At 47.4% G+C, this 16,797-nt stretch carries 15 protein-coding genes; 14 read left to right on the top strand and 1 reads right to left on the bottom strand.

Features of this window, described 5'->3' with window-relative positions; translation table 11 throughout:
• The first annotated feature begins 5 nt into the window (after positions 1 to 5).
• From DW896_RS04030 to DW896_RS03990, 9 genes are read left to right on the top strand one after another with little or no spacing between them, the layout of a single operon-like run.
• Positions 6 to 365 (top strand): PleD family two-component system response regulator, encoded by a 360-nt coding sequence (locus DW896_RS04030; RefSeq protein ID WP_005837322.1) that lies wholly within the window; start codon positions 6 to 8, stop codon positions 363 to 365.
• 18 nt (positions 366 to 383) lie between these two features.
• Complete coding sequence (locus tag DW896_RS04025) at positions 384 to 1,550, top strand: sugar transferase (protein ID WP_087333155.1); 1,167 nt, start codon at positions 384 to 386, stop codon at positions 1,548 to 1,550.
• A gap of 30 nt (positions 1,551 to 1,580) precedes the next feature.
• A complete protein-coding gene (locus tag DW896_RS04020; RefSeq protein WP_165859044.1) occupies positions 1,581 to 2,417 on the top strand; it encodes a TolC family protein in 837 nt (278 codons plus the stop codon).
• An 8-nt stretch (positions 2,418 to 2,425) separates the two neighbouring features.
• Positions 2,426 to 4,585: a hypothetical protein gene (locus tag DW896_RS04015; protein WP_005827501.1), complete on the top strand. Its 2,160-nt coding sequence runs from the start codon at positions 2,426 to 2,428 to the stop codon at positions 4,583 to 4,585.
• On the top strand, positions 4,586 to 6,043 hold the full coding sequence (locus DW896_RS04010) for an O-antigen ligase (protein ID WP_005827499.1): 1,458 nt from the start codon (positions 4,586 to 4,588) through the stop codon (positions 6,041 to 6,043).
• A 23-nt stretch (positions 6,044 to 6,066) separates the two neighbouring features.
• Positions 6,067 to 7,272: a glycosyltransferase family 2 protein gene (locus tag DW896_RS04005; protein WP_005827498.1), complete on the top strand. Its 1,206-nt coding sequence runs from the start codon at positions 6,067 to 6,069 to the stop codon at positions 7,270 to 7,272.
• Positions 7,269 to 8,390, top strand: coding sequence for a glycosyltransferase family 1 protein (locus DW896_RS04000; RefSeq protein WP_005827496.1), 1,122 nt, complete (start codon positions 7,269 to 7,271; stop codon positions 8,388 to 8,390). The genes DW896_RS04005 and DW896_RS04000 overlap by 4 nt, the downstream gene beginning before the upstream one ends.
• Positions 8,391 to 8,402: 12 nt before the next feature.
• On the top strand, positions 8,403 to 9,605 hold the full coding sequence (locus tag DW896_RS03995) for a glycosyltransferase (RefSeq protein ID WP_057256463.1): 1,203 nt from the start codon (positions 8,403 to 8,405) through the stop codon (positions 9,603 to 9,605).
• The gene (locus DW896_RS03990; RefSeq protein WP_005827492.1) at positions 9,602 to 10,603 is read left to right on the top strand and encodes a phosphoribosyltransferase; all 1,002 of its coding nucleotides are present in this window, start codon (positions 9,602 to 9,604) and stop codon (positions 10,601 to 10,603) included. Before DW896_RS03995 ends, DW896_RS03990 begins: the two co-directional genes overlap by 4 nt.
• Here the strand turns inward: DW896_RS03990 and DW896_RS03985 are convergent.
• On the bottom strand, positions 10,538 to 11,602 hold the full coding sequence (locus DW896_RS03985) for an acyltransferase (RefSeq protein ID WP_057256462.1): 1,065 nt from the start codon (positions 11,600 to 11,602) through the stop codon (positions 10,538 to 10,540). The genes DW896_RS03990 and DW896_RS03985 overlap by 66 nt on opposite strands.
• 698 nt (positions 11,603 to 12,300) lie before the next feature.
• Here DW896_RS03985 and DW896_RS03970 point away from each other — a divergent pair.
• The 5 genes from DW896_RS03970 to DW896_RS21420 all read left to right on the top strand — a co-directional run bounded on the left by DW896_RS03970 (position 12,301) and on the right by DW896_RS21420 (position 16,785).
• The gene (locus DW896_RS03970; protein ID WP_117945591.1) at positions 12,301 to 13,320 is read left to right on the top strand and encodes a DUF4373 domain-containing protein; all 1,020 of its coding nucleotides are present in this window, start codon (positions 12,301 to 12,303) and stop codon (positions 13,318 to 13,320) included.
• A gap of 219 nt (positions 13,321 to 13,539) precedes the next feature.
• Positions 13,540 to 15,354 (top strand): bifunctional DNA primase/helicase, encoded by a 1,815-nt coding sequence (locus tag DW896_RS03965; RefSeq protein ID WP_119992898.1) that lies wholly within the window; start codon positions 13,540 to 13,542, stop codon positions 15,352 to 15,354.
• Positions 15,355 to 15,466: 112 nt separating this feature from the next.
• Positions 15,467 to 15,715 (top strand): DUF4248 domain-containing protein, encoded by a 249-nt coding sequence (locus DW896_RS03960; RefSeq protein WP_005827481.1) that lies wholly within the window; start codon positions 15,467 to 15,469, stop codon positions 15,713 to 15,715.
• Between the two features lie 407 nt (positions 15,716 to 16,122).
• Entirely contained in the window at positions 16,123 to 16,638 is a 516-nt protein-coding gene (locus tag DW896_RS03950) for an HU family DNA-binding protein (protein WP_022401197.1), read from the top strand.
• A 33-nt stretch (positions 16,639 to 16,671) separates the two neighbouring features.
• Positions 16,672 to 16,785 carry a smalltalk protein gene (locus DW896_RS21420; protein ID WP_022401196.1) on the top strand — a complete coding sequence of 38 codons (114 nt, stop codon included), beginning with the start codon at positions 16,672 to 16,674 and terminating at the stop codon, positions 16,783 to 16,785.
• The last annotated feature ends 12 nt before the right edge of the window (positions 16,786 to 16,797 follow it).

The following is a 16,797-nucleotide window of genomic DNA, read 5'->3' as shown; positions in this document are numbered from 1 at the left end:
AAACAATGAAACAAATATTATTTGTAGATGACAAACCTGCCATAGGCAAGGTACTCTCGGTCTATTTAGGGAAAGAGAATGAGCTGGTTTATTTCGAAGATCCCGTCAGGGCCATAGAATGGCTGAATGAAGGGAACGAGCCCGCTCTCATCATTTCGGACATACGCATGCCCAAGATGACCGGCAGTGAATTCCTGGCATATCTGAAAGGCAATTCACTTTTCAAGGACATTCCGGTTGTGATGCTTTCCAGTGAGGAAAGTACCACCGAGCGCATCAACCTGCTCGAAGCCGGAGCCGAGGATTTCATACTGAAACCTTTCAATCCTATGGAGCTGAAGGCCCGTATCAAGAAATTTCTCTAAACGACAAAATCAATGGATATGTTATATTATATCTACATAGGTAGCAACCGCGTCACCATCGACCACTTGAGCAAAATTGCGGGAGGCATGTTCATGGCTGTTTCATCCTGCAACAAAGCGGCGAAAGTCATCGACGGTATCCGCGAACGGTACAACACATCCATTCTTTACGAAGAAAGCACCCCTCAAAAGGACAGCCAGAACATCACTTTCCTGCACAAGCGCTTCCCCCGTGTCTACATCATCCTCATCACCGAAGGCCTGCAGAAGGAACACCGCAAGCTCTATCTGCAGGCAGGTGTCAACAACACCCTTTCCCCTATGGCCAGCGAAGAGAGCCTCCAGCAAATGACAAAATTCCTCCAACTGCGCAAGGAGCATAAGTTGCAGGAATTCAGCCAGTCACACCGTAAGATATTCAACACCTTCCACCTGCCTGTGTGGAAGCGTATCTTCGACATCCTTTTTGCCGTTGCCGTACTGATTGTGCTGTCTCCCATACTCATCGCGACAGCCATAGCCATCCGCGTGGAAAGCAAGGGAAGAGTGATTTACAAGTCCCAGCGTGTGGGCAGCAACTACCAGATATTCAACTTCCTGAAGTTCCGCTCCATGTACACCAATGCCGACAAGCGCCTGAAAGAGCTGAACGCCCTCAACCAATATAAGATAGAGGAAGAGCTTACGGACGAGCAGCCCGATATCCGCTTCGACGACCTGACCGGCACTTCCGAAGAAGAGGCTACCCTGCTGATTTCGGACGATTTTGTCATCTCTGAAGAAGATTTCCTTAAAAAGAAGGCCCAAGAAAAACAGAATACGTTTGTCAAGATAGAGAATGATCCCCGCGTCACCCGCGTAGGCCGTTTCATCCGCAAGTACAGCATTGACGAACTGCCGCAGCTGTTCAACGTCCTCAAAGGAGACATGAGCATCGTGGGCAACCGCCCGCTCCCCCTCTACGAAGCCGAGCTGCTGACCAGCGACGCATATATCGAGCGCTTCATGGCCCCTGCCGGACTGACGGGACTGTGGCAAGTGGAGAAACGAGGCGGTGCCGGGAAGATGTCGGCCGAAGAGCGCAAGCAACTGGACATTAAGTACGCCAAAGAATTCTCATTCTGGCTGGACATGAAGATACTGTGCAAGACGCTGACGGCGTTTGTGCAAAAAGAGAATGTATAAAAAGATAATAGGAATTATATGGTTTTAGAGATGATAAAAAGATATATCAAGTCCATCATTTACAGTGTAATCCTTTTAGGATTGTTGGGGGTACCTTTGTCTGTGGCTGCGCAGCAGGAGTTGACACGGGAGGAGCGCATCAAGATATTGGAGCAACTCAAGATGGAGGATAAAAAAATAGAAGTCAACACATTGGGTTTAATCAGTCCGAAGACATCAATAGATATTGAGAAATTAGAATTGCCCCCTCTATCTGTCTTTCTTGATGCAGTGACAGAGAATGCGTCAGTAAAAAGAGCACAGTCCCAAGTGGAGCAAGTGAGGAACCAATATCGCCTGGAAAAAAGGAGTTGGTGGAACTACATCAGACTGAACGGTAACTATTCTTACGGACGCTACAATATCATAGGCAATGCCAGTGACGAGTTCACCCCTATGTACCAGACAACCATGTCGAGTGCCCAGCACAACTTCAATGTCGGGGCCAGCTTCGGCATCACCTTAGGAGACTTGTTCAACCGACCACTGAAACTGAAAGACTACCGCTATCAGATAGAGCAATTGCAGTACACGCAGGAAGGAGTTATGGAGGAGCGAAGGCTAAAAGTTCTGGAAGCCTACAATGCGGTTACCGAGCAACTGGCTACCATAAAGGCCAAAGCGGAAACGGCTGCATTGTATAACGCACAGATGAAAATATCTGAAAATAATTTCATACAAGGAGCCATTGATATCATTGCACTTTCTTTGGAACGTGCACGCCGCACCGGTGCCGTGACTAATTATGAGCAAAGCCGCGTAGCTTTACACAATTCAATCGTATTGTTAGAGATGCTGACTAATGTTAAAGTTATAACAGACAAGTAAAACTAATTATGAATATAGTACAATTTTTGGCAAGCTTCTTTTACCGCATCCGTTATTGGTTATTGTGGGGAAGCCTCCTTGTTACAGCATTAGTCATATACTTTACACAGTTTTTACCATACAGTTATACGGTAAACAGCAGTCTATATGCAGGTGTAACCAACAGCACCAATCTGGACGGAAGCCAGCTTATCAATATCAACAGTACCTTCGACAATATCATTAATATAGGCAAGTCCAAAAACACTTTGGCAAAGGTTTCGGTACGTCTGCTTGCAACCAGCCTCGTATACGGTGATGAGTGGAAAGACAACATGTACATTCAAGCCAAACATTATAGGCAGCTCGTCCAAATCCTTCCTAAAGAAGTGCTGGCTTTGGTAGACCGTTCCTCTTTGGATAAAACTACAAATAATCTGATGAATTACCGGAAAGAGAACAGCAGTAATTTTGTCTATTCCATATTCAACCGTCCCTACCCTTATTACAGTTATAGCGCATTAAGCACAATCACCATTAAACGACTGGGTACCAGCGACCTGATAGAATTGGTATATACCTCCTCCGATCCCGGTATTACGCAAAACACCCTCAAGATATTGGAAGATGAACTGTTAAAGGCTTATGAGCAACTCCGGTTCAGTGCCACGAACAGTGCCATCGCCTATTTTGAAGAACAAGTGCGCATAGCCAAAAAAGCACTTACTGCAGAAGAAGATGATTTGACAGACTATAGTGTTCAAAAACAAGTCATCAACTACGACGAGCAATCCAAGGCATTAGCTTTGACCAAATATGCGACGGACGACCGTATGGAAGAAGTGCAGCGAAACTATGGAAGCGCAGTGGCTTTACGCCAGATGTTAGAGAATAAAATGGACATACGTGCCAAGATTATACGCACAAATACTAATTTGTTGCAAGAACTGGAAAAAGTTAGTACCCTGAACCAAAGTATTCTTGAGCAAGAAATATTCACCACAGAACAGAGCCAGCAGAATAGTGATAAACTTCAAAGAGAAAAAGACGCTCTGCAAAAGGCAGAAGAAAAGATAAGCCATCTCTCCGATAATTTAAACGAGTATGGTTTCTCCAAGGAAGGGGTAGGCATTCAAGAAATGGTGACAGAATGGCTGACGGCATGCATCAATGAGGCGAAAGCCAAAGCTGAAGTGAAAGTATTGGTTGACCGCCAACGGGACATTATCGACCAATACCGGGAATTCTCACCCGTAGGCACTCAAATCAAGCGGAAAGAACGTGCCGTAGGCATTGCCGAAGACAATTATCGCCGACAAATAGGAGGCCTTGCCGAAGCACACCTCCGTTTGCAGAATATCAAGATGACAACTGCCAACCTGCAGGTCATAGCATCCCCCGAGTATCCGCTGACAGACAATGGCAGAAAAAGAATTATCTACGTCCTTGCCGCATTCTTCGGCAGTATGATATTCATAAGCGGCTACTTCCTGCTGATTGAATTGTTAGACCGCACTCTCCGCGACCCGGACCGCAGCAAACGCCTGACCGGACTCTCTGTCATTGCAGCATTCAACGGTGTAAGCAACTTGAAGTATCGTGGATTCCTCAAGGCCTGTAACCGGCTTGCCGCTGCCTATAGTTGCCGGCAATTGAACAACTACCTGCACCCGGACCGTCCTACTGTCATAAACCTGCTCAGCATGGAGAAACGTGAAGGAAAATCATTCCTTGCCAAATATTTCATTGATTACTGGGAAACTGAGGGGATAAAAGTGCGCCTTGTAAAATATGACCACGATTTCGATACCCAAAACAAGGGATATGTACAAGCTCAAGAATTGTCTGACTTCTGGGTTCTGAATGAAGCAGAAGAAATACCGGACATCATTTTAGTGGAATATCCTGCTGTCAGTACCGCAACTCTACCTATGTCGGTATTGAAAAAAGCAGATTTCAATTTGCTGATAGCCAACGCCGCCCGATTGTGGGGCAGAGATGACGACACCCGGTTGAAACCGTTAAAGGAAGAATTGGAAGGAACTCCTCTATTTATGTATCTCAACAATGCAGACCGCGAAGTGGTTGAAAGCTTCACCGGAGAATTGCCTCCTCACACCCCGGTTCACAGCTTCTTCAGCCGGTTGGCACAATTAGGTTTAACATCAAAATCAGCAGCTGTCAAATAAATGCAAACGGATATCAAAGGACATAGCATATCTCCCTTGGCGGTAACATTATTAGTGTTCATCATCGGACTGGGTGCACTCATCTATAGCATATTATTCAGTACTTGGGATATCACTGCATACGTTTGCCTTTCCCCTTTCTTCCTGATAATAGCAATACAAGCATTAAGAAACCCTTTTGCCGGTGTATGTTTCCTATTCACATTCAATTACTTTTTCATTCCCTGGTACAGATACACGCAGGGCAGTGGGTTGAGTGTCTGGTATGATGTCGCAACCGTCACCCTGCTTGTGACGCTCCTGATATATTCCTATCACCAACAAGGTAAGATTGCATGGAAATACACCAAAAACATTCTGACGTTCGGAGGTTGCATATGGGCCATATATACTGCGGCTGAAATCATGAATCCAACAGCTCTCACGGAAGCTTGGATTTACTCCCGTGGAATCATATACAGTACCCTTGTCATGTCATTAATTGGCGTTTTAACAATGACCTCCTACAAGCGGTTGCGCGTCATTATGCTTTTTCTGTCCATATTCACATTGACAGCCGTAGCCAAAGCTGTTTACCAGAAATATGCAGGTTTTGATGAGACAGAAACAACCATGCTGATTGAAACGGAAATGTACAAGACACACCTTTTATCCGATGTCACCCGATATTTTTCCTTTTTCACAGATGCCGGAAATTTCGGTTCCAACATGGGCTTTGCCGCCATTCTGTTCGGTATCTCGGCTATCTTCATAAAAGAACGTTCCATAAGAATCTATTATGCAATTATTGCCGTCTGTTCCATATATGCCTTGTTCATTTCCGGAACCCGCGGTGCACTGTTTGTCCCCATCGGAGGAATCATATTGTTAACTTTCCTCAGTAAAAATATCAAGCTCATGGGAGCTACAGTCTTCTTCGGATTGTTTTTTTATGTCTTTTTCGCCCATACCTATATCGGTGAAAGCAACACTTCCATCAGACGCATGCGTACAGCTTTCAGACCTACAGAAGACGCCTCATACATTGTCCGCAAAGAAAACCAAAAAAGATTGGCTGAATATCTAAAATACAAACCTTTCGGAGAAGGACTTGGTTTGGGAGGGGTAGAAGCCAGAAAATATGGTTCCCGTCTCACAACACTCATTCCCCATGATTCTTTTTATGTCAAGATATGGATGGAAACCGGCATTGTAGGATTAGTGCTTTTTCTTACCATATATGTCTGTACATTGTTAAGAGGTTGCTATCTTATCATGTTTCGGATTAAGAATAACGAGCTACGTGGAATACTCACGGCCATTGCTTGCGGTATTTTCGGACTAATGATAAGTGCCTATGGAAATGCCTTTTTCTTTCAATTCCCTACAGGATTTATAATCATTTTATTTTTGTCAGTCCTGATTAACGGGGAGCATATCGACCAACTGCTGACCCAACAAAAAATGAAAAAGAAATAGAAAATATTAAATAGAAAACATATATGAACGACATTTTTTCCATATTCAATCCCGACTGGTGGATGGACGAGAACAACAATGCCTTGCAAATGACAGACGCGGTTCTTTTCTTATTGCTGGCCATCCCCGTAGCCTACTTGTTTATCTATGCATTGGCCTCCTTGCGGAAATACAAGAATCCCTATCCACCGTCCCCCAAGCGACATCGGTTCCTGGTCCTCTTTGTTGTGCTGAAAAACGGCAAGGAAGTGATAGAGTCCATCAATCATTTCCTTGACACGCAGACGTATCCGAGAGAAAAATACGACATCGCAGTGGCTGCCACACAACTGTCCGAAGAAGATTTGGTTACGCTGCTCCAGATGCCGGTCAACATTGTCGTGCCCGATAAAGAACATTGCACAAAGATATATGCCATACAGCAGGTCATGGAGCGCTATTCTCCTCATGAGTACGATGCCATCACCATATTCAATTCAGACAACAAAGTTGTTCCTAACGCATTAGAGCTTTTCAACAATGCCTACTACTCCGGATGTGATGCCATCCAAGCCCACCGCATGACGGAAAACCTGAATACCAACATCGCCGTATTAAACGCCACCAGCGAAGAAATCAACAACCACCTCTTCCGCAAGGCACATACGGCACTGGGATTCTCCTCCGCCCTCATCGGTTCGGGCATGATGTTTGATTTTGAGATGTTCCAGGAAATCGCTCCCAGATTATCAGGAAGCGATTTGGCCAAAGCTACAGAAATGGAACTTCTGAAGGAAAACATATATACCGAATACATGGAAGAAATAGTCTGCTATTGCAAAAAGACGGACGATACATCGGGGTACAGCAAAGAACGCCAGCGCTGGTTGGGCTCACAGTATCGCAGCTCCATACTGGCATTGCAACAATTTCCGATAGCATTCTTACAAGGAAAGTGGGATTTATGCGAAAAATTATTCCAATGGCTACTTCCATCCCGTTTCCTGCTCATCTTATATATCACGATATGTGCCGTGGCAATGACGTTTCTGGAGTGGCCGCTTGCTACAAAATGGTATGCACTTTTAGCCGTTTTATTCATCACTTTTTTGATGGCCATGCCCGAAGGGGAAATCAGCCGCAAATTCCGGAGCGCTTTCTGGTCTCTGCCCATATTGGTAGTCACCTCTTCCATGAGCCACATCACAAGAATCTTTAAACGGAAAAAGAAAAGAAAGGCAGCAAAATGAGAATCGCCATCGAAGCCCAACGCATTTTCCGCAAAGACAAGCATGGCATGGACTTTGTCATCCTGGAGACACTGAAAGAACTGCAAAAGCGGAAAGACGGTAATGAATATTACGTATTCGTTGCTCCGGGGGAGGACTGGTGCCTGGAAGAATCGGAAAACCTCCATATCATTGAGCTTCGCTGCCCTACTTATCCTTTGTGGGAGCAGATAGCATTGCCCCAGGCCGTCAGGAAACTGAAAGCGGACTTGCTGCATTGTACATCGAATACAGCCCCGTTATGGTGTCCCGTCCCTTTGGTGCTGACGCTTCATGACATTATCTATTTGGAGCCGCGTCAGCATCGCAGTCCTTCCTTCTATCAGGAAATGGGATGGCATTACCGTCGCCTGATTGTTCCCCGCATCCTGAAGAAAGCAAGAAATATTATTACAGTTTCTCAGTTCGAGTGTACCCGCATACGCGAAGCGCTGCAACTTCCCAAAGAAGTCATTAAAGCCGTTTACAACGGCTACAGCGCTTACTTTACGATGCAGGAAACACCCGATGAGAGTATTGTGCAGAAATACATACCGCACCCAGACTTTCTTTTCTTTCTTGGAAATACAGACCCCAAAAAGAATGCGGCACGTACCCTGAAAGCATACGCGTTGTATCTGAAAGCATCCCAAACGAAACGCCCCCTTCTCATTGCCGATTTAAAAGAAGAATATATCGACCAGCTTCTTCAGCAAGAAGGAATCACCGGGATAAAAGAACATCTGTATTATCCGGGATATATCGGCAACAAAGATTTAGCAACCCTTTATAATGCAGCATTTGCATTTCTCTATCCTTCCTTGCGTGAAAGTTTCGGGATTCCGATACTGGAGGCTATGGCTTGCGGCACTCCCGTAGTGACGGGCAACGTTTCGGCAATGCCCGAAGTAGCCGGTAAAGGTGCCATTTTAGTCGACCCTCAAGAACCGCAAAAAATAGCAGATGCCTTGCTACGCCTGGAAAATGATGCGACACTCTATCAGCAACAAGTAAATTACAGTCTGGAACGTGTAAAACTGTTCTCCTGGAAACACACTGCAGAAGAATATGTAAAGATATATCACTGTATTCACCAGTAACCGGCAAACATCATGAGAGACTTCATCATCACCAGCCTGCAAACATGGGACATCGAAATAGGTAGTACCATCAAGAATACTGCATTGGAAATTTCAAAGCAGAACCGAGTGCTCTACATCAACACTCCGATGGACATTTCCATCCGGCTGAGAGGGAACAGACAATCTCCGTCCTACATCCGGCGCATGGCTGTCATCAAGGGAGAGACTTCACCGCTCCGGCAAATCAACGCCAACATGTGGGTGCTGGACTGTCCTTTCATGTTGTTCTCGGCCAACTTCCTGCCTGCACCGCTTTTCAATATCGTCAACAGAAAAAACAATGCCCGCATAGCCCGATGGATTGTAGAGCAGGCTGCCGCGCTCGACTTCAAAAATTACATCCACCTCATCGATACAGACATTTACCGCAGCCGCTATCTGAAGGAGTATATCCATCCGTCTGTTAGCATCTATTACCGGCGCGACTACGTCATAGGCGAAGCCTACTGGCGCAGGCACGGCACCCGTCTTGAACCGGAACTGGCTGCTTCGGCCGACCTTGTTCTGGCAAACTCCACCCGTTTTGCCGCAGAGTTGCAAGCCTACAATCCCCATACCTACCCCATCGAAACCGGCGTAAACCTAAAGCTGTACAATCCGGCCAAGAAATACGAAACACCCGGTGACATGCAAGACATTCCACGCCCTATCATCGGATATATGGGTACGATAAACAGTACCCGCCTTGACGGAGACCTGCTCTATCAAATAATAAGCCAGCGTCCCGATTACAATTTTGTGTTCACCGGACCGGAGGACGACGGTTTTCGCCAACACCACATCCACAGCCTGAAAAATGTGTATTTCACCGGGCAGAAAAAGGTGGACGAGTTGCCCGCTTACATCACAGCCTACGATGTCTGTATCAACCCGCAAATGGTGAACGACATTACCGACGGTAACTATCCATTGAAAATAGACGAATACCTGGCTATGGGTAAACCCACTGTCGCAACCAGTACCCACACCATGCGCCACATATTCGCAAATCACACGCACCTGGCCACCACCCCGGAAGAATGGCTTTCGGCCATAGACCGTGCTGTGACCGAAGCCGATGACGAAGAACTTGCCAAACAGCGCATAGCCTTTGCCGAGACCCACAGCTGGGGGCACAGTGTAAAGAAAATATACGACATAATCGATAATTTTTTGAAGGAGAAAGCTACATGAACTATCGTAACATAGACGACCTAAACCATTGCATCCTGCAACATCTCAGCATTCTGCCACGGGATTTCGACCTCATTGTCGGCGTGCCCCGCAGTGGCATGTTTCCCGCCAACCTGCTGGCGCTCTACCTGAACCTGCCGGTCACGGACATAGACTCTTTCCGCAACGGGCATATCTATCAGACCGGAGAACGGGGGAAAACTTTCAACATGAACAATATACATAATGTATTGGTTGTGGATGATAGCATAGCCACGGGAAAAGCCATGAAGAAATGCCGCGAGCTCCTGAAGGACATAGAACATTTATACAACATCCAATATTGCGTCATTTATGCAGTCCCACTACACTCCCATTCCGTAGACTATTTTTTCGAAATAGTCGATTATCCCCGTTTCTTCCAATGGAACATAATGAACCACTCCATCCTGCAAAAAACGTGTATGGACATTGACGGCGTGCTTTGCGCAGACCCCACTCCGGAAGAGAACGACGACGGCGAGAAGTACCGTCATTTCCTGCTGAACGCTCCTCCGCTATTCATTCCCAAAGTCACCATCGGCACACTGGTCACTTCACGCTTGGAGAAATACCGTCCGGAGACGGAAGCCTGGCTCCAGAAGAACCATGTAAAATACAATAAGCTCGTCATGCTGAACCTGCCGGATATGGCTGCACGCCAACGAGCGAATTGCCACGCCTCCTTCAAAGCCAAAGAATACGGTTCATCCACAGACAACATGCTGTTTGTAGAAAGTTCCATGACACAAGCTGTCGAAATCAACCGCCTAACCAAGAAACCGGTACTCTGTACGGAAACGTTCCAGATGATTTATGAATCCAAATCGTTGTACTACAACCTGAAGTCGGGAGAAACATTCCCGTGGCTACGGCGTTTTATGATAAGGATGCGCAACAAATTAAGCTCTCATTCAACCTCTTCCACCTGTAATAATGGCTGTAAAATGTGGAAAAAGTTTTTTCAACGAAGCGTATAACAAAAGATTAACAAGAATAATCACCAAAGGGCTAACAATATAAATAAGCATAAATTGCCAATCTGAAACGGGAGACATAAACTTAAACAGAATACGGACGAACATATTCAAGGGAAGCTGGTGACATGCATACACTAAAAAACAAGAGCTTATCAAAAAATAAGAAGATTTCCATCTTTCCCGTTCCACAAAGTAAGCAGTCAAAGCTATAATCGATACAATGCCCAATAATATGCCGGCATTGGCTACATATAGAAATCCATCTGCTCCTCTTACGCCAATTGTACCTATAGCAAAAAGAAAGTACAAGGCTACTCCCCAAGGAAAAAAAGATTTAAAGTCAGCAACAAAGTTACGTCCGGTAATACTAAACCATGCTCCCACAAAAAAGAAAAAGACAGCATCCATTCTTGGAATCTCCAAAGTTCCCCCTACCAGCCAAATACAACCAAGCACTACCAATATATACCAACGAAAATAACGAAGACACCAGTATACTAATGGAGAAAAGGCCAACATGACCATTAAATCACGTATAAACCATAAAGCTCCATTTACCGGCATTCCATTAATATTCCAAAAACTAATCAGATAATCACAAACAGTATAATCGCTCACTTGTTTATAAGCACCTGATGTCAATTGTACCGGTGATAAAACTGTAACAATCCAATGTCCCACAAGTACTACAAAGTTCCAAAACAAATATGGTATTAATAAGGTTTTAATCCTTGACTTTAGCTTCTTTTTATAGACATCAACAGAAAAGGCAGTGCGAAAGAAAAAGAGATACCCTGAAATAAAAAAAAATAAAGGAACTGCCACTGAAGCCAAAATACGTGATATAAAAAAAGAAGTAGTATGATATATCGGTATCCCTGAATCCGGAATATCCAATCCCATAATACCTTCAAAAAAAGAATGCCACAGAACGACTCCAACAATCATAGGAAACCGCAGTACATCTATAACTCTTGATTGCAAAATATTTTTTTCCATTTGATTTAAATAATCATGTACAAAGTTAATGATTTATAGATGTTTTACAAATTCTCCCCCATTTTTTTCGTGCACTTTTCTTTTTCGTATAGTAAATGGTAGAATACCAATAATTAAGTATCTTTGCCAAGATATTTTTTAACTAATAATGAACATAAAAAAACAACCTTGACCCTCCAAAGCGGAGGTCAAAACGCAGTAAGCATCGAAAAGAATACTGCACACAGTAGAAATCCATTATTGGATCAGTTAGAAATCATTGCAGAGGCAATTGGCGGCTTGTTGGAAGGAAAATCGTCTTTCTCCCAAAGCGAACTGCGCAGTCTGGCCCACATAAGGCAGATGACACGTATGCACAAAACAAAGTCCGGAGAGTAATAGCCACTGTGAGTCAAATGTTTACGAATGTAACAAGTAGAAGGCCGCCTAAAGAGCGAGCTCCACCGGCTACTTTCTATAAAAAAACACATATTTCTCCATTGTAGGCTTCAGTTCCCCAGACGAAGGCCAGAACACCCATACAATAGCTTCTGGACACGCCCAAACATACATTAAGCCTACAAAAGTCCATTTGCAGGCTTATCCTATTATCCCTACCTTTGCATCACCAAACAAAGAGAAAAATACTACGGAAAACGCCGTCGCCACAACAAGCAGCCCCGCTTTACGCACTACTTTTCCCCTCTAAAAAAATATATATGAAAAAGAATTTTTATTTCCAACACTCCTTAATGTCAATGTTCGACCCCAGAATGAAACACTTGGTAGACAACGAAGGACTCAGAGGACTGGGTGCCTACTGGATTATCATCGAAAAACTGTCAATCTTGCCAGAACCGCGCGCGCAACTGGATTATCTCCGTGCCTACTGCGACAGCAAGAAAATCACCTTATGCTACCTTAAGAAAATCATCCTGGAATACGACCTTTTTGAACTGGAAGAAGACGGATACTTTATGCCCAAAGAGTTGAATCCCCTACACAAAAAAGGCGAAAAAACGGAAAAAACTACTCAGGAAAAGCCGGATTCCAAAGCAAAAAATGACGAAAAACAGCAAAAAGTATCGAGGAATAAAAGCAAAAAACAGTCTGATTTGTCAAGCAATACACTAAACAACAAGTATTTAGCTAAAAACGCCACAAATACTAATAAGAAGACTATAGATATTAATAAAACAACAACAGCAACAACAGAAGAAAAAGAAGCTGCTGCTGCCGGTGCACTTTCATCACCCCAAACAACACCCGCTCCCATCGAACCCTGGCATACGCTGATAGACAAACTCACCGAAGAAAGTGCCTGGCTGGACGTGGCCTGCATGCACAGCGGCTATGGCAGTTTGCTGAAGACGCACATCAAAGAGGCTGTGGAGGTATTCAGGCAGCACGTCATACTGCACGACAACGGCAATGTGCTGCTGAACATGAAAGACACCCGACAATATTTCGTCAACTTCGTAAGGGCCGGCCAGCGCACCTCGCAGGAGCTGCATATGCTGTTGCAGGGCCTCGAAAAGCAGCAGTCCGCCGCCGCACCTCCCGACCCCTACCGCTACGAGCTGCTTGTGGACGGACGGCGCACCTACCTGGGCTGCCCCATCCCCGACGAAGCGCCACCCCGACCGGACAATACCGCCTTCTGGAACGAAACGACCCGTTCGTGGACGTCGCAAACCCCGCCGCCGTCATCGAAAAAGCCGAAACAGAAACCCGGCTGAAACGCCACACTCCGGCACCCGGAATGCCACACGTCAGCGTTCCGAATGCCACATGTCAACGTTCCGAATGCCACACCTCAGCACGTCCCAAGTGTGGCATTTACCCCCGTGAAGTGTGGCATTTCAACCCGCTAAGTGTGGCATTTCAACCCCTCAGGCTGCCCTGAAACTAAAATCTGCGTCTAAAAAATTATCAGAAAACTACTAAAGCAAACCTATATGAGAAATTTCCATCAACACGGCATTGATACCCGCGGCCGCATCAGCGGCAAAATCAAGATCATCTGCCCGCAATGTAACGACACCCGCGGACACAAAGGCAACAAGTCACTCTCCGTAGACCTGGACAAAGGCCTGTGCTACTGCCACCACTGCGGCTACAAGCTCTACGTGCCCGACGATGCCGAAGAACGCCTCAAGCAGCAGCGCCGCGACATGCACCGGAAGCCCGCCGCACCGCCCCAGCACTTCCGCCGCCCCACCTTCGACCCTGCCCGGATGCAACTCTCCGAGAGCTTGGAACGCTACTGGACCACCGTCCGCTGCCTGCCGCAGGAACTGCTGCGTACCCTGCGCATCACCGAAGAGACGGTGCGCCTGCCGGAAAGCAACCAGGAGGAGAACTGCATCTGCTTCAACTACTTCGAGAACGGGACACTCGTCAACACCAAGTACCGCAGCGCCCTGAAACACTTCATGATGGTGAAGGGCGCCGAACTCATCCCCTACAACGTGGACAGCATCCTCGGCACCCCGGAGTGCATCATCACCGAAGGCGAGTTCGACGCGGCAGCCATCATCGCCGCCGGACGCAAGGACGTCATTTCCGTGCCCGCCGGCGCCCAGAGCAACCTCACGTGGCTGGACCGCTTCGTGGAGTCGCACTTCGAAGACAAGCAGGCCCTCTACATCGCCGTAGACGAGGACCCGGCAGGGCAGTCGCTCCGGCAGGAACTCACGCGCCGCATCGGAGTGGAACGCTGCCGCATCGTGCACTTCGGCGAGGGCTGCAAGGATGCCAACGAGCATCTGGTGAAATACGGCGCCGAAAGCCTCCGCATCTGCATCGAGCAAGCCGAAGAAGTGCCCCTGGAAGGCATCTTCACCGCCGAAGACTGCCGCGACGACCTGCGCTCCCTCTACGAGAACGGCCTGCAGCGGGGTGCCGACACCGGCTGGGACAACTTCGACGAACACTGCACCTTCGAGCCCCGCCGCCTGCTGGTGATGACCGGACGCCCCGGCGACGGCAAGTCCGAATTCACCGACGAGCTGGTGCTGCGCCTCTGCCTGCGCCACGAGTGGAAAATCGCCTTCTTCAGCCCCGAAAACATGCCCATCGCCTACCATCTGCACAAGCTGGCGGAGAAGCTGACCGGCCACCGCTTCACCCCCGGACCGGGCATGACGGAAGCCGTCTACGGGCAGGCAGTGGGCTGGCTGGACCGCAACGTGTCGCACATCCTGCCCGACGACGGGAGCTACGGCATCGACCACATCCTGGAGAAAGCCCGCCAGGTGGTGCGCCGCAAAGGGGTGCGCATCCTCGTCATCGACCCCATGAACCGCCTGGAACAACGTCTGGAACCGGGGCAGACGGAAATGGACTACATCACCGACACGCTGAACAAGCTGGGACGCTTCGCCACCCGCAACCAGTGCCTCGTCATCCTCGTGGCCCACCCCCGCAAGGTGAACCGCAACGAAAAGGACGGCACCCGGCGCCGTGTCGAGATGAACGACATCAACGGCTCTGCCAACTTCGCCAACATGTCCGACTTCTGCCTCGTGGTAGACCGCAACGACACGAAGCAGATAGCCACCATCTACATCGAGAAGGTCCGTTTCAAACACTTGGGCAGTGCCCACACCGAAGCCAAGTTCGTCTACAACCACCTGAACGGACGCTACTGGCCCTGCGAGGAAGACGTCATCCACACCCCCCAAGGAGAGCAACTGGGACCGGTGAACACGCAGTTCGACAATGAGAATTGGTTGAAAAATAATGAAGAACAAGGCAGGTTATTCGAGTAAAAATCCGTATCTTTACAAGACGGAAAGAAGAGAATAGGTGCAAGCATGTGCAAACTGTGCAATCACGTGTTATCCCTATTAAAGAAAACATACAACCTGAACTTTAAAGAATATGATGAAACAGAATGATTCCTTTGCAGAGCCTCGCTTCCCCGTCCGCAGTTACGGGAAAGGCGAACTGGCCATGTACTACCTTCCGGGCATTGCCCAGCAGACTGCCGTCAACCGGCTGAACGAATGGATACGCACCGCCCCGGGGCTGGAACAACGCCTGCTTGCCACGGGCATGAACCCTTATTGCCGACGGTACACGCCCGCACAAGTGCAGCTTATGATTAATGTCTTCGGGGAGCCTTCTTAGAAGGTTCCCCCCCTTTTCACATAAATCCTCACCCCCACTCTGTCTATATGCTCACGCAATGCCTCGTTTTCAAGATTGGCATATACCACCACTTCACGCACTTCATCAAAACGAGCTAAAACAGCACATATCCTGATTACTGTTTTCCAACATATTCCATATCTTTTTATTCAGTTTACGCACATCTATGCGAATACAAATATACCTCCTATTTGTCACAAATCCAAAACAAAAGAAACAATAACCTCCCTTATCCTCTCCCAACCTCCTCCTACCTCCCCCAACCTCCCTTCCTCCCTGCCCCATGTCCTATCTTTGTATCAACGAAACGGAGCAGAGGCCATCGCCGCGGAGACACCTCCTTTCCCCTTTCGGAATGAAACATTAACCATTAAACATCAAACATCATGTCAACAGCATTAGTAGTGCGCACACAGCGCCACAAGAAAATCGGGGACAGTAGCTCCCCCATGGTCTACACCCTGAAACGCAAGCCCCAAGATGCCAAAATCTTCGACCTTGCCCGTATCGCGCAAGACATTGAAGCACTGGGAGCCATGTCGGCCGAAGACGTGGAGCACGTAGGCAAAGCCATCGTACGACAGATGCGCCAGACGCTGACGGACGGCAACAGTGTCCGTCTGGACGGCTTCGGCATCTTCCACACCACCTTTAAATGCCGTGCCACCGAACTGGCCAAAGACTGCACCGTGAAAAACATCGAACGCGTCAATATCCGCTTCAAGGTAGCCAACACCCTGCGGCTGGTGAACGACAGCAACGCCACCACCAAAGGTGGAGCAAACAACCTCATCTTTGAGCTTGTAACTGCCGACAAGGATAGTACCGGCGGAGGTTCCGGCGGCAATAATCCCGATGGCGGAGGTTCCGACGGAGACCAGGGGGAGAATCCGCTGGGATAAAAAAGAGGGATTAAGGATTAAACATCAAACATCATGAGTACAAAATCATCAGCCTGGGACAAGATTCTGAAAGTAATCATCGCTGTAGCTTCGGCACTTTTGGGTGCATTCAGCGCACACGCCATGAACAGCGGTGGTCCCCTTTAGCGAACAGCCCCC

The organism is Bacteroides sp. AM41-16 (genome assembly GCF_003603495.1).
In the GTDB taxonomy this organism is placed as follows: domain Bacteria; phylum Bacteroidota; class Bacteroidia; order Bacteroidales; family Bacteroidaceae; genus Bacteroides; species Bacteroides uniformis.
This window is presented reverse-complemented; position numbering and strand designations above follow the sequence as displayed.

Bases quoted from the DNA above. Each gene is read 5' to 3' on its own strand.
- DW896_RS04030 (WP_005837322.1), top strand. From the start codon at position 6: ATGAAACAAATATTATTTGTAGATGACAAACCTGCCATAGGCAAGGTA.
- DW896_RS04025 (WP_087333155.1), top strand. From the start codon at position 384: ATGTTATATTATATCTACATAGGTAGCAACCGCGTCACCATCGACCAC.
- DW896_RS04020 (WP_165859044.1), top strand. From the start codon at position 1,581: ATGATAAAAAGATATATCAAGTCCATCATTTACAGTGTAATCCTTTTA.
- DW896_RS04015 (WP_005827501.1), top strand. From the start codon at position 2,426: ATGAATATAGTACAATTTTTGGCAAGCTTCTTTTACCGCATCCGTTAT.
- DW896_RS04010 (WP_005827499.1), top strand. From the start codon at position 4,586: ATGCAAACGGATATCAAAGGACATAGCATATCTCCCTTGGCGGTAACA.
- DW896_RS04005 (WP_005827498.1), top strand. From the start codon at position 6,067: ATGAACGACATTTTTTCCATATTCAATCCCGACTGGTGGATGGACGAG.
- DW896_RS04000 (WP_005827496.1), top strand. From the start codon at position 7,269: ATGAGAATCGCCATCGAAGCCCAACGCATTTTCCGCAAAGACAAGCAT.
- DW896_RS03995 (WP_057256463.1), top strand. From the start codon at position 8,403: ATGAGAGACTTCATCATCACCAGCCTGCAAACATGGGACATCGAAATA.
- DW896_RS03990 (WP_005827492.1), top strand. From the start codon at position 9,602: ATGAACTATCGTAACATAGACGACCTAAACCATTGCATCCTGCAACAT.
- DW896_RS03985 (WP_057256462.1), bottom strand. From the start codon at position 11,602: ATGGAAAAAAATATTTTGCAATCAAGAGTTATAGATGTACTGCGGTTT.
- DW896_RS03970 (WP_117945591.1), top strand. From the start codon at position 12,301: ATGAAAAAGAATTTTTATTTCCAACACTCCTTAATGTCAATGTTCGAC.
- DW896_RS03965 (WP_119992898.1), top strand. From the start codon at position 13,540: ATGAGAAATTTCCATCAACACGGCATTGATACCCGCGGCCGCATCAGC.
- DW896_RS03960 (WP_005827481.1), top strand. From the start codon at position 15,467: ATGATGAAACAGAATGATTCCTTTGCAGAGCCTCGCTTCCCCGTCCGC.
- DW896_RS03950 (WP_022401197.1), top strand. From the start codon at position 16,123: ATGTCAACAGCATTAGTAGTGCGCACACAGCGCCACAAGAAAATCGGG.
- DW896_RS21420 (WP_022401196.1), top strand. From the start codon at position 16,672: ATGAGTACAAAATCATCAGCCTGGGACAAGATTCTGAAAGTAATCATC.